The sequence below is a fragment of the Streptomyces sp. NPDC006655 genome, from assembly GCF_040703965.1.
Lineage (GTDB): Bacteria > Actinomycetota > Actinomycetes > Streptomycetales > Streptomycetaceae > Streptomyces.
In genome coordinates this window covers 1-12897 of record NZ_JBEYJU010000002.1, presented here as the reverse complement: position 1 = coordinate 12897, position 12897 = coordinate 1, and the positions used below count along the sequence as shown (strand labels likewise).

Annotated in this window: 10 protein-coding genes; 5 read left to right on the top strand and 5 right to left on the bottom strand. The window is 70.1% G+C overall.

All coding sequences use genetic code 11. The features are described 5' to 3' along the window. Positions 1 to 109 precede the first annotated feature (109 nt). From AB0958_RS01160 to AB0958_RS01140, 5 genes are all read left to right on the top strand, one after another. Positions 110 to 1981, top strand: a complete 1872-nt coding sequence (locus tag AB0958_RS01160; RefSeq protein ID WP_366888187.1) for a peptide ABC transporter substrate-binding protein — start codon at positions 110 to 112, stop codon at positions 1979 to 1981. Between the two features lie 276 nt (positions 1982 to 2257). Beyond that, positions 2258 to 3304: an ABC transporter permease gene (locus tag AB0958_RS01155; RefSeq protein ID WP_366888186.1), complete on the top strand. Its 1047-nt coding sequence runs from the start codon at positions 2258 to 2260 to the stop codon at positions 3302 to 3304. Further along, the gene (locus AB0958_RS01150; RefSeq protein ID WP_366888185.1) at positions 3301 to 4215 is read left to right on the top strand and encodes an ABC transporter permease; all 915 of its coding nucleotides are present in this window, start codon (positions 3301 to 3303) and stop codon (positions 4213 to 4215) included. The genes AB0958_RS01155 and AB0958_RS01150 overlap by 4 nt, the downstream gene beginning before the upstream one ends. After that, on the top strand, positions 4212 to 5210 hold the full coding sequence (locus AB0958_RS01145) for an ABC transporter ATP-binding protein (RefSeq protein ID WP_366888184.1): 999 nt from the start codon (positions 4212 to 4214) through the stop codon (positions 5208 to 5210). The genes AB0958_RS01150 and AB0958_RS01145 overlap by 4 nt, the downstream gene beginning before the upstream one ends. Then, entirely contained in the window at positions 5207 to 6205 is a 999-nt protein-coding gene (locus AB0958_RS01140) for an ABC transporter ATP-binding protein (protein ID WP_366888183.1), read from the top strand. The genes AB0958_RS01145 and AB0958_RS01140 overlap by 4 nt, the downstream gene beginning before the upstream one ends. Before the next feature lie 293 nt (positions 6206 to 6498). Here AB0958_RS01140 and AB0958_RS01135 read toward each other — a convergent pair whose 3' ends face one another. The 5 genes from AB0958_RS01135 to AB0958_RS01115 all read right to left on the bottom strand — a co-directional run bounded on the left by AB0958_RS01135 (position 6499) and on the right by AB0958_RS01115 (position 12342). After that, positions 6499 to 7647, bottom strand: coding sequence for a dipeptide ABC transporter ATP-binding protein (locus AB0958_RS01135; protein WP_366888182.1), 1149 nt, complete (start codon positions 7645 to 7647; stop codon positions 6499 to 6501). Then, positions 7640 to 8701 (bottom strand): ABC transporter ATP-binding protein, encoded by a 1062-nt coding sequence (locus tag AB0958_RS01130; protein WP_366888181.1) that lies wholly within the window; start codon positions 8699 to 8701, stop codon positions 7640 to 7642. The genes AB0958_RS01135 and AB0958_RS01130 overlap by 8 nt, the downstream gene beginning before the upstream one ends. A gap of 11 nt (positions 8702 to 8712) precedes the next feature. Next, positions 8713 to 9651, bottom strand: coding sequence for an ABC transporter permease (locus AB0958_RS01125; RefSeq protein WP_366888180.1), 939 nt, complete (start codon positions 9649 to 9651; stop codon positions 8713 to 8715). Then, entirely contained in the window at positions 9644 to 10570 is a 927-nt protein-coding gene (locus AB0958_RS01120; protein ID WP_366888179.1) for an ABC transporter permease, read from the bottom strand. The genes AB0958_RS01125 and AB0958_RS01120 overlap by 8 nt, the downstream gene beginning before the upstream one ends. A 149-nt stretch (positions 10571 to 10719) precedes the next feature. Then, on the bottom strand, positions 10720 to 12342 hold the full coding sequence (locus tag AB0958_RS01115) for an ABC transporter substrate-binding protein (RefSeq protein ID WP_366888178.1): 1623 nt from the start codon (positions 12340 to 12342) through the stop codon (positions 10720 to 10722). Positions 12343 to 12897 lie beyond the last annotated feature (555 nt).

Sequence of the window (12897 nt, the reverse complement as noted above, 5' to 3'; positions counted from 1 at the left end):
GGCCACACCAGCCCCACGCGCCGTTGACGCACCCTCGGGACCGCTGATAGACACACCCGGACTCCGAACGAGCCGTAACTGTGCGAGCGATGACGCGAGGTCACCCCCCATGAGCCCACAAGCCCAGTACCGCGCACGACGTTCACACCCGATAGGCCCCCGACTGCGTGCGCCCCGGCCGGTGGCGGCCGCCGGCGCCCTGGCCCTGACCTTCTCGGCGGTGCTCGCGACCCCGCTCGACCCGTTACCCCAACAGGCGTCGGCCGCCACCGGCGACAAGGTGCTCACCGTCGCGGTCGCCCAGAGCGTCGACTCGCTGAGCCCCTTCCTGGCCATGCGGCTGCTCAGCACCAGCGTCCAGCGGCTGATGTACGAGTACCTCACCGACTACGACCCCGGGGACGCGCACCCGGTCCCCGGTCTGGCCACCAGGTGGTCCGCGTCCGCCGACAAGCTCACCTGGACGTACACGATCCGCTCCGACGCGAGGTGGTCGGACGGGCAGCGGGTGACCGCCGAGGACGCGGCGTGGACGTTCGACAAGCTGATGACCGACCCGGCGGCCGCCACCGCGAACGGCAACTTCGTCACCAACTTCCGCAAGGTGACGGCGCCGAGCCCCACCGAACTGGTCATCACGCTGAAGAAGCCGCAGGCCACGATGACCGCGCTGGACGTGCCGATCGTGCCCGAGCACATCTGGAAGAACGTCTCGGACTTCTCGAAGTTCAACAACGACAGCGGTCTCCCCGTCGTCGGCGACGGGCCGTTCGTCCTCACCGGCTACCGGGCCGACAGCTACGTCCGGTTCCGGGCCAACAAGCACTTCTGGCGCGGCGCCCCGAAGTTCGACGAGTTGGTCTTCCGGTACTACAAGGACCAGGACGCCGCCGTGGCCGCCCTGCGCAAGGGCGAGGTCTCCTTCGTCGCGGGCGCACCGGCCCTGACGCCCGCCCAGGCGTCCTCGCTCCAGGGCCGCAAGGACATCCACGTCAACGACGCCCCCGGCCGCCGCTTCTACGCCCTCGCCACCAACCCCGGCGCCCGCGCGAGGAACGGCCAGAGGTTCGGCGACGGCGACCCCTCCCTGCTCGACGTACGGGTGCGGCACGCGCTGTTCATGGCCGTCGACCGGAAGGCCATCGTCGACAAGGTGTTCCAGGGACACGCGGCCGAGGGCCAGGGCTACATCCCGCCGCGCTTCACCTCGTACTTCTGGAAGCCGTCCGCGCGCCAGGAACTCGCCTACGACCCCGCGGCGGCCGGCCGCCTCCTCGACCAGGCGGGCTACCGGAAGAACGCCGACGGCAAGCGGGTCGGCAAGGACGGCAGGCCGCTGGACTACCGCGTTCTGTGCCACGCCACCGACCCCAACGACAAGGCCGTGGGCCAGTACCTCAAGGAGTGGTGGGCCAAGCTCGGCATCGGCATGACCCTCGACTGCCTGGACAACGTCACCGACCCCTGGCTGGCCGGCCGGTTCGACCTCGCCTTCGACGGCTGGTCCGTCAACCCCGACCCGGACTACGTGCTGTCCATCCACACCTGCGGCGCCCTGCCCGCCACCCCGAAGGACACCGGCCCGACCGACGACTTCGTCTGCGACCGGACGTACGACGGCCTGTACGCCCGGCAGCTCGCCGCGTACGACTCCGCCGAACGGGCCGCCCTGGTCAGACAGATGGAGTCACGGCTGTACGACCTGGGGTACATCAACGTCATGGCGTACCCGAACGCCGTCGAGGCCTACCGCACCGACCAGATCAAGTCGATCGAGACGATGCCCAGGGCCGCCGGCAACATCTACGGACAGGACGGCTACTGGAGCTGGTGGTCGGCGGTGCCGGCCGACTCCACGGGCTCCTCGGACGGCGGCTCGACCGGCGTCGTGGTCGGGGTCGTCGCGGGGGTGGTGGTCCTGGCCGGCGGCGGGGTGTACCTCGCGAGGCGCCGGCGCGCCACGGCGGACGACCGCGAGTAGCCCGTGCAGCCGACCGCTCCCGACCCGCCGCCCGCTCCCGACACGCCATCCGGGCCGCCCACGCCGTCCGGGCCGCCCACGCCGCCCACGCCGTCCGTGCCGTCCGGGCCGCCCACGCCGTCCGTGCCGCCCACGCCGCCCACGCCGTCCGTGCCGCCCACGCCGTCCGTGCCGTCCGGGCCGTCCGTGCCGCCCACGCCGTCCGGGCCGCCCACGCCGCCCACGCCGTCCGGGCCGCCCACGCCGCCCACGCCGCCCACGCCGTCCGTGCCGTCCGTGCCGTCCGGGCCGTCCGGCGAACCGGTTCCGGCCGGTCCGCCGCCGCGCGGACCGCGGGCGCGCACGACCGCCGCGTACCTGCGCTACGGCGCGGGCAAGGCGGGCGGCGCCGTGGTGTCGCTGCTCGCCGTCCTCGTCACCGGCTTCTTCCTCTTCCGGCTGATCCCCGGCGACCCGGTCCGGACCATGACGGGCGGCCGGCCGATCTCGGCCGCCCAACTCGCCCAATACCGCAAGGAGTTCGGACTCGACCTGCCGTTGTGGGAGCAGTTCACGGACTACTGCCGCAAGGCGCTCACCGGCGACCTGGGCACCTCGTACCAGTTCCACACCCCGGTGGTCGACAAGATCGGCGAGGCGCTGCCGAACACCCTGCTGCTGACCGGCACGGCCTTCGTGATCTACACCGCGCTCGGTGTGTTCCTCGGCACCCGCTCCGCCTGGCGGCACGGCCGGCTCGGCGACCGCCTCCACACCGGTCTGGCGCTGACCCTGTACTCCGTCCCGTCGTTCTGGCTGGGCCTGCTGGCCGTCATCGTGTTCGGGGTGGGCCTCGGGCCCGTTCCGGGGCTCTTCCCGACGGGCGGCATGGAGTCGGGCGGCACGGAGGGCTTCGCCCGCGTCCTGGACGTGGCCCACCACCTCGTGCTGCCGGTGCTCACCCTGGTCGCGGTCGAGTACGGGCAGACGCTGCTGGTCACCCGCTCGGCGCTGCTGGCCGAGATGGGCGGCGACTACCTCACCACCGCCCGCGCCAAGGGGCTGCGGGACGACCTGGTGCGCCGCAGGCACGCGGTTCCGAACGCGCTGCTGCCCACGGTCACCCTGGTCTTCGTCAACCTCGGCCGGACCGTCGCGGGCGTCATCCTGGTCGAGACCGTCTTCTCCTGGCCCGGCCTGGGCGGCCTCTTCTACCAGGCGCTGAGCGTGCCCGACCTGCCCCTGGTGCAGGGACTTTTCCTCTTCTTCGCCTCGGCGGTGATCATCATGAACACGCTGGCCGACCTCCTCTACCCCCTGCTCGACCCCCGGGTGGGCCGATGACGGCCGACACCACGCCCGCCGGTGGCTCCCGCGCGCTGCTCCGGCAGCGTCGGCGCCGCTCCGTCGTACGGTTCGTCCGGCGGTACCGGACCCGTCGCGCCGGGCTGGCCGGACTGGCCGCGCTGGTCCTGTTCGCCCTGGTGGCGCTGACCGCGCCGCTGACCGTGGGGTCCGGGGTGACCGGGGTGACCGACGCGCCGGGCAGTCCACTGCAGGCGCCGAGCGGCGCGTTCCCGCTGGGCACCGACCGGTTCGGACGTGACCTGCTGGGCCTGGTCGTCTGGGGCTCGCGGGTCTCCCTCCTGGTCGGGCTGCTGGCCGCGGTGCTGTCCGTCGTGATCGGCGCGGTCGTCGGCATCACCGCCGGGCACTTCCGCGGGGCGTACGCGACGGTGCTGATGCGGATCACGGACTGGTTCCTGGTGATGCCCGCCCTGGTCCTCGCCGTCGCGCTGGCCACCGTGATGTCCCGGTCGCTGGGCACGGTGATCCTCGCCATCGGCATCACCTCCTGGCCGACGACGGCCCGTCTGGTCCGCGCGCAGACACTCGCGGTGGAGTCCCGCCCCTACATCGAACGGGCCAGGGCGCTGGGCGGCGGTCACTGGCACGTCATGACCCGGCACGTGCTGCCGAACGTGCTGCCGCTGATCCTCGCCCAGACCACGCTGATGATCTCCTCGTCCATCCTGGCCGAGGCGACGCTGGCCTTCCTCGGCCTCGGTGACCCGACGGTCGTCTCCTGGGGCGGGCTGCTGCAGGACGCGCGGGAGGCGGGCGCGGTCAGCGCCGGGGACTGGTGGTACCTGATCCCGCCGGGCCTCGCGATCGCGGCGGTCGCGCTGGCGTTCACGCTGTGCGGGCGCGCGGTGGAGTCCGTCCTCGACCCCAGGCTGGAGGTGGCCCGTTGACCCTGCTGGAGGTCCGGGACCTGAAGGTGACCTACCCCGGCGGAGCGGCCGCGGTGCGGGGCGTGGACCTCTCGCTGGCGGCGGGCCGGGGGCTCGGCGTCGCGGGCGAGTCGGGCTGCGGGAAGTCGTCGCTGGCGCTCGCGCTGCTCAGGCTGCTGCCGGCCGGTACGCGTGTCTCCGGGCAGGTCCTGCTGGACGGGGAGGACGTGCTGACCATGCGCTGGGGGCGGCTGCGGGCGGTGCGCTGGGCGGGTGCCTCGATCGTCTTCCAGGGGGCGATGCACTCGCTGAACCCGGTGCACCGGGTCGGCGACCAGATCGCCGAGCCGGTCCTGCTGCACGACGGGGCCACGGCGGCCGCGGCCCGGCGGCGGGCCGGCGAGCTGCTGGAGCACGTGGGCCTGCCGGCGTCCCGGGCGGCCGCGTACCCGCACGAGCTGTCGGGCGGGCAGCGCCAGCGCGTGATGATCGCCATGGCGCTGGCGTGCGACCCACTGCTGATCGTCGCCGACGAGCCGACCACCGCCCTGGACGTGATGGTGCAGGCGCAGATCCTGCGGCTCATCCAGCAGCTGGTGGCGGAGCAGGACGTGGGCCTGATCATGATCAGCCATGACCTGGCGGTGCTCGCCGGCACCTGCGACCGGCTCGCGGTGATGTACGCGGGCCGCGTCGTCGAAGAGGGCCCCGCCCGCCGGGTGTACGAGGACGCCCGGCACCCGTACGCCAGGGCGCTGTCGGCGGCGTTCCCGCGGATCGGCGACCCCGCCTCCCGCTTCGCACCGCGCGGCCTGCCCGGCGACCCGCCCGACCCGGCGGCGCCACCAGCGGGCTGCGCGTTCCATCCGCGCTGTCCGGTGGCGCTGGACGTGTGCGCCACGCGGGACCAGGCGCTGCGGGACGCCGGGCCGGAGCGCCGGGCCGCCTGTGTGCACGTGGGGGCGGCGGTGCCGGGACCGGCCGCGGCGGCCGAGGACACGAGGAGCGCTCCATGACGACGACACCGCCGCCACCGCCGCTGCTGAGCGCCCAGGGGCTGCACGTGGTCTTCCCCGGACGGCGCGGCGCCCCCGGGGCGCGGGCCGTGGACGGCGTCGAACTGGACATCCGGCCGGGTGAGATCGTCGCGCTGGTCGGCGAGTCGGGCTGCGGCAAGACGACGCTGGCGCGCTCGCTGCTCGGCCTGGTGCGGCCGTCCGACGGCCGGATCACCTTCGCGGGCAAGCCCCTGGAGTACTCCACGAGGGCGCTGAAGGCGTACCGCGGCCGGGTCCAGCTGGTGCTCCAGGATCCGACCGGCTCGCTGAATCCCCGGCACACGGTGTACGAAGCGGTGGCCGAGGGACTGCGGATCCACGGCCGTACCGGCGACGAGCGGGCGGCGGTCGCCGAGGCCCTCGCCCACGCGGGACTGCGGCCGCCGGAACGCTTCTTCCTGCGCTACCCGCACGAGCTGTCCGGGGGGCAGCGCCAGCGCGTGGTGATCGCGGGCGCGCTCGTCCTCGCACCCGAACTGATCATCGCCGACGAGCCGGTGGCCTCCCTCGACTCCTCCGTGCGCGGCGAGATCCTGGCCCTGCTGCTGCGGCTGCGCGCCGAACTGGGCCTGGCCGCCCTGGTGGTCACCCACGACCTGGGTCTGGCCTGGAACATCGCCGACCGGGTCGCGGTGATGTACCTGGGGCGGATCGTGGAGACGGGGGACGTCGAACAGGTCCTGACGGCTTCCCGGCACCCGTACACGCAGGCGCTGTTGTCGGTACTGCCGGAGGCGCCGGGCGAGCCCGTGGTGCTGACCGGCGAACCCCCCGACCCCTCCCGCATCCCCCCGGGCTGCCGCTTCCACGCCCGCTGCCAGGTCCTGGCGAGCGGCGCGGCGGACCGCGCGGGCGTCGCGGACGCCTGCCGCGGCGAGGACCCGGAGGTGCTGCCCGGCACGGGCGCCCACCGGGCGGCCTGCCACTGGGCACGGGCGGGGCACCCGGCGTGAGTCGGCACCCGGCCCCCCGGTCCCGGATCCCGGCGTGCGTCGGCACCCGGCCCCCCGTCCCGGATCACGGCATGCGTCGGCACCCGGCCCCCCGTCCCGGATCACGGCATGCGTCGGCACCCGGCCCCCCGTCCCGGATCCCGGCATGCGTCGGCACCCGGCCCCCCGTCCCGGATCACGGCGTGCGTCGGCGCCGGTCCGATGGCTCCCCCACCCGTGGTCGCCGCCCGGAACACGACGGTTCCCGGTACCCCTGCGGGGGTACCGGGAACCGTGGCGGTGCTGCCGGGGTGTCAGGCCGCGTGGACGACGTCCTTCTCCTCGGCGAAGTGGCAGGCAGACTCGTGGGCCGCCGGGGAGTCCACGCCCTTGAAGCGCTCGGGGATGGCGAGCAGCGGGGCCTCCTCGACGCACTTGTCCTGGGCCTTCCAGCACCGGGTGCGGAAGCGGCAGCCGGACGGCGGGTTGGCCGGGGACGGCACGTCGCCGGTCAGGATGATCCGCTCGCGCTGCTCACGGTCCTGCGGGTCCGGCACCGGCACGGCCGACAGCAGCGCCTGGGTGTAGGGGTGCGTCGGGTGCTCGTAGATCTGCTCGTCGGAGCCGATCTCGGCGATCTTGCCGAGGTACATGACCCCGACCCGGTCCGAGATGTGCCGGACGATCGACAGGTCGTGCGCGATGAAGATGTAGGAGAGGTTGAACTCGTCCTGCAGCTTCTCCATCAGGTTGATGACCTGTGCCTGGACGGACACGTCCAGCGCGGACACCGGCTCGTCGCAGATGATGATCTCCGGGTTGAGCGCCAGGCCGCGCGCGATGCCGATGCGCTGGCGCTGGCCGCCGGAGAACTGGTGCGGGTACCGGTTGATGTACTCGGGGTTCAGGCCGACGACGTCCAGCAGCTCCTTGACCCGGTTGCGCCGGTCACCCTTGGGAGCCACCTCGGGGTGGATGTCGAAGGGCTCGCCGATGATGTCGCCGACCGTCATCCGGGGGTTGAGCGAGGTGTACGGGTCCTGGAAGATCATCTGGATGTTCCGGCGGACCGCCTTGAGCGCCCGGCCGGAGAGCCTGGTGATGTCCTGGCCCTTGTAGAAGATCTCGCCGGCCGTCGCCTGCTCCAGGTTCATCAGGAGCTTGGCCACCGTCGACTTGCCGCAGCCGGACTCGCCCACGACCCCCAGGGTCTCGCCCTGGTAGAGGTCGAAGGTGACGCCGTCGACGGCCTTCACCGCGCCGATCTGCCGCTTGAAGACGATGCCCTGGGTCAGCGGGAAGTGCTTGACCAGGTTGCGCACCTGGAGGATCGGCTCGCCCCGGTCCACCGGAGCGTCCAGGGCGGCCACCGCCTCGGCCTCGGAGTGGACGTCCGTGACCTCCACGTCGGAGACGTTGGGCGTCGCGTCCACCGGCTCGCCGGCCTTGGTCGACTCAGCCACTGATCGTCTCCTTCCAGAAGTGGCACGCACTGGCGCGGCCCGGCAGTTCCGTGCCGTCCGCCTCGGTCACCGGGACCAGCAGCGGACGGTCCGTGCGGCAGATGTCCTGCGCCCTGTCACAGCGCGGGTTGAAGGCACAGCCGCTGGGCACCTTGAGCAGGTTGGGCGGCAGGCCCTTGATGGCGTAGAGCTCCTGGCCCTTCTGGTCCAGGCGCGGGATCGAGTCCAGCAGGCCCCGGGTGTAGGGGTGCGCGGGCCGCTTGTACAGCTCGTGCACCGGAGCGGTCTCCACGATCCGGCCCGCGTACATCACGGCGATCTTGTCGGCCACGTCCGCCACGACGCCGAGGTCGTGGGTGATGAGGATCAGGCCCATCTGGTACTCGCGCTGGAGTTCCGCGAGCAGGTCCATGACCTGGGCCTGGACGGTCACGTCGAGGGCCGTCGTGGGCTCGTCGGCGATGATCAGGTCCGGTTCCAGGGCGAGCGCCATCGCGATCATGATGCGCTGGCGCATACCGCCGGAGAACTGGTGCGGGTAGTCGTTCACCCGGGCCGCGGCGGCCGGGATCTTCACCCGGTCCATCAGCTCGATGGCCTTGGCCTTGGCGTCCTTCTTGGACATGCCCTGGTGGACGCGGAACATCTCGCCGAGCTGGTAGCCCACGGAGAGCACCGGGTTCAGCGAGGAGAGGGCGTCCTGGAAGATCATCGCGATCCGGGCGCCGCGCAGCTTGCGCCGCTCCTCGTCGGACATGGTGAGCATGTCCTGGCCGTAGAAGCGGATCTCGCCCTGGGGGATGCGGGCCGGCGGCATGTCGAGGATGCCCATGATCGCCTGCGCGGTCACGGACTTCCCGGAGCCGGACTCGCCGAGCACGGCGAGCGTCTCCCCGGAGTTCACGGAGTAGTTGACGCCGTTGACGGCGCGGACCACGCCCTCGCGGGTCTGGAACTCGACGTGCAGATCACGCACTTCGAGCAGGGGGCCGGTGCGCTCGGGGTCGCCGGGGCGCGGGGCCGGGACGGCGTCCGTCGGGTCGATGATGGTCACGTACGCCTCCCTCAGCGCATCTTGGGGTCGAAGGCGTCGCGAACCACGTCGCCGAGCACGATGAAGGCCAGCACGGTGAGGCTCAGCGCACCTGCCGGGAACAGCAGCGCGTGCGGGCTGGTCAGGAACCGGTCCTGGGCGTCGCTGATCATGACGCCCCAGGAGATGTTCGGGTACTGGATGCCGATGCCCAGGTAGGACAGGGCGGCCTCGGCGGCGATGTAGACGCCCAGGTTCATGGTGGTGATGACGATGACGGGGGCGAGTGTGTTCGGCAGGATGTGCCGGAAGGCGATCCGTCCCGAGTCCGCGCCCAGCGCCCTGGCCGCCATCACGTAGTCGTTGTACTTGTTGCCGATGACCTCGCCGCGCATGATCCGGAAGACCTGCGGCCAGCCGAGGATCGCCATGATGAACGACACCGACCACACGTCGCCGCCGCCCCAGATCGACATGATCAGCAGACCGCCGACGATCAGCGGCAGGGCGGAGAACACCTCGGTGACGCGGGACAGCAGCGCGTCGACCCAGCCGCCGACCAGACCGGACAGCATGCCCAGCAGACCGCCGATCAGCGTGGTGACCACGGTCGTGACCACACCGACGACGATCGAGTTGCGGGTGCCGTACACGGTACGCGTGTAGATGTCGCAGCCCTGGACGTCGTAGCCGAAGAGGTGCCCGGACGACGGTCCGTTCATGGAGTTCTGGAGCTGGCAGAAGCCGTCCGAGAACGGGGAACGGCCCGTGAACAGGCTGGGCGCGATCGCCAGGGCGAGCAGGCACACGATGATGAAGGCCGTCACCAGGAACATGGGCCGCTTGCGCAGGTCCGCCCAGCCGTCCTTGAGCAGGCTCGCCTGCCGGGCCGCGGCCTTCTCCTCGGCCTCGATCTCCTTGGCGATGGCGGCCTCGTCGGTGGTGGGCCTCTCTATCGTCTTCTCACTCATAGCGAATCCTCGGGTCGAGCACGGCGTACAGCAGGTCTACGAGGAGGTTGGCGACCAGGTAGATCAGGACGAGCAGGGTCACCAGACCGACCACGACCGGCCGTTCCCGCAGATACACGGACTGGGCCAGCTGACCGCCGATGCCGGGCAGGTTGAACACGCGCTCGGTGATGATGGCACCGCCCATGAGGGAGCCCAGGTCGAAGCCGAGGAAGGTGACCACCGGGATCAGTGAGTTGCGCAGCGAGTGCACACCGATGACCCGCCACCGCGGCAGACCCTTGGCCACCGCGGTCCGGACGTAGTCCGCGCGGTTGGACTCGGTCATGCTGGTGCGCACCAGGCGGGCGATGTAGGCCATGGAGGTCGAGGCGAGCACGATGGCCGGGAGGATGTAGCTCTGCGGCCAGCCCTTCTCGATGCCGGCGACCGGTGTGGCCTTGAGGTTCACACCGAACTCCAGCTGGAGCACGCTGCCGAGCACGAAGACGGGGATCGAGATCAGGACGAGCGTCGAGATCAGCACGACGTTGTCGAGGAACTTGCCCCGCTTCAGGGCGGAGAAGATGCCGGCGAGGATGCCGATGACGGCCTCGATGGCGAACGCCGTCAGACCCAGCTTCAGGGTGACGGGGAACCGCTGGGAGACGATGTCCGAGATGGCACGTCCGTTGTACGTCTCACCGAGGTCGCCGGTGAACACGCCGCTGATGTAGTGCCAGTACTGCTGGTACAGCGGCTCGTTGAGGTGGTAGTGCGCGCGAATGATCGCCGCGATGTTGGGGTCGGCGCGCTTGTCGCCGGCCAGTGCCTGGATCGGGTCGCCGGGCAGAGCGAAGACCAGGCAGAAGATGATGAACGTGACGCCTATCACCACAGGGATCACCTGCAGGAGGCGGCGCACGACGTATCGGCCCATGGGTACTCCAGAGGGGGTGCTCGACCCGACCGCGACCGGAGGGGATCGGCACGGTCGGACGGGAGACGGCAGCAGGAGTGAGCAGGGGAAGGTCGTTCCTCCCCCTGCTCACCCCGTACCGCTCTGTGTCAGAACTGCTCAGAACCAGGTCAGCTGAGCTTGACCGTGTCCCACAGGATCTGGTGACCGGCGATCTTCATCGACTTGATCTTGTCGCTGAAGCCCGTGTTCAGGGTGTAGAAGTACACCGGGATGTACGGCAGGTCCTTGAGGAGGACGTCGTCGGCCTGCTGGTACTTCTTGACGGCCTCTTCGTGCGTCGGGGCCTGGTCACCCTGGACGAGCAGCTTCTCGAAGTTCTCGTTGACGTAGCCGGAGTAGTTCGAGCCGTTGGCGATGGCGTCCTTGGAGAAGACCGGACGGAGGTAGTCCTCCATGTCCGGGTAGTCCATGCTCCAGGCCATCCGGAACGCGCCCTGGTACTTCTTGGCGTCCAGGGCGTTGAGGATCGTCTGGAACTGCTCGAACGGCTTGGCCGTCACCTTGACGCCGAGCGCCTGCTGGATCTGGTTCGAGACGGCCTCGACCCACTCCTTGTGGCCGCCGTCCGCGTTGTAGCCGATCTCCAGCGTGTTGCCCGGCAGGCCGCCGCTCTGCTTGTAGAGCTCCTTGGCCTTGGTCGGGTTGTAGGTGCACGCGTCGCCGCAGGCGCCCTTGCGGTAGCCGTCGATGATCGGGCTGATGTAGTCGTCCGCGGGGGTACGGGAACCGAGGAAGACCTTGTCCGAGATCGTCTTGCGGTCGATCGACATGGAGATGGCCTTGCGCAGGTCCGCGTTCTGGAAGGCCTTGTTGTACTTGATCGGGAAACCGATGTAACCGACGGCCGAGTCGGGCTGGTCGACGTAACGGCCCGCGAGGTCCTTGTGGTACGTCGGGAGACCCGAGGTGGGGATCGTCAGCAGGGTGTCGAGGTTGCCCGCGACGACGTCCTTGTAGGCGGTGTCCAGGTTCGAGTAGATCTTGAAGTTGACGCCCTTGACCTCGATCTTCGAGGCGTCCGGGTACTTGGCGTACTTCGTGACGTCGATCTCTTCGTTGTGCTTGAACGTGCCCTTCATCTGGAAGGGGCCGTTGCCGATCGGAGCCTCGCCGAAGCCCTTCGGGTCCTTGAAGAACGCCTTGGGCAGCGGGACGAACGCGGTGAAGGACAGCTGCGAGGGGAACGCCGAGAACGGACCGTTCAGGGTGACCTGGAGGGTGTTGTCGTCGACGACCTTCAGACCGGACAGCTTGTCGGTCTTGGGCTTCTTGCCCTGGCCCGGGTTCAGGTCCGCGTAGCCCGCGATGTGGCTGAACAGCGGGTTGGTCTGCTGCGCGTTGGTCTGGTTCGCGCCGTAGTTCCACGCGTCGGCGAAGGACTGGGCGGTCACCTTCTCGCCGTTGTGGAACGTGTAGCCGGACTTGAGCTTGATCGTCCAGACCTTGTTGTCCTTGGTCTCGATCGACTCGGCCATGGCGTTGACGACCTTGTTGTCGGCGTCAAGCTTGGTCAGACCCGTGAAGAGGGCGTTGATGACCTGGCCGCCCTCGGTCTCGTACGTGTTGGTGGGAACCAGGCTGTTCTGCGGTTCGCCGATCTCCACCGAGACCACGCCGTTGCCCTTGCCCTTGCCCGAGCTGGTGTCGTCCCCGCCGCCACCACAGGCCGTCGCACCCAGCGCCACAACGGCAGCTATCGCAACCCACTTGGCGCTCTTGGCACCACGCATGGGGCTCCTCCTCATGAGTCCATTGATTCACCGCGGAGGGGAGCACACGACACTTCGCCGTCACCGGCGCCTGAAACCGTGAGGTGCACTCCCCGCGCTCGCAAGTCGACGCCACGTCCAGCGCATGACCCGTTGATCCGAGCTCTACGCGCCTAACTATCTGCCATCCGCCATGGCCGAACCACACTCACAAGGTCTCGGTTCGATCACACCTTCGGCGTACATCTTCCAAAATCCGGACAAACGGTCAGCAGAAAGATCCCTGCGAAACGGACTTGTTACACATCTATCGGTCGCGAATGTTCGTATACCGAACGCGAGTGGGATGAAAATCCAGTTGCAGAATCCCGGCGGCTGCGGCATGGGCGCAGGGGGGAGCACTCGCTGTGAGAAAGCCTAGTGCCGCGGGGGTCCCTGTTCGCGGTTCCGCGATCAGAACGAGGGTTTTCCCTACCCTCGCCCCAGGAAAGAGAGCCGGGCACCCCGCGGTGCGGGGTTCTCGGCCCGCTCCTCGCGGTCGGCCTCGGCGTCCGCGAACGTGCGCCGCTCGTGCTC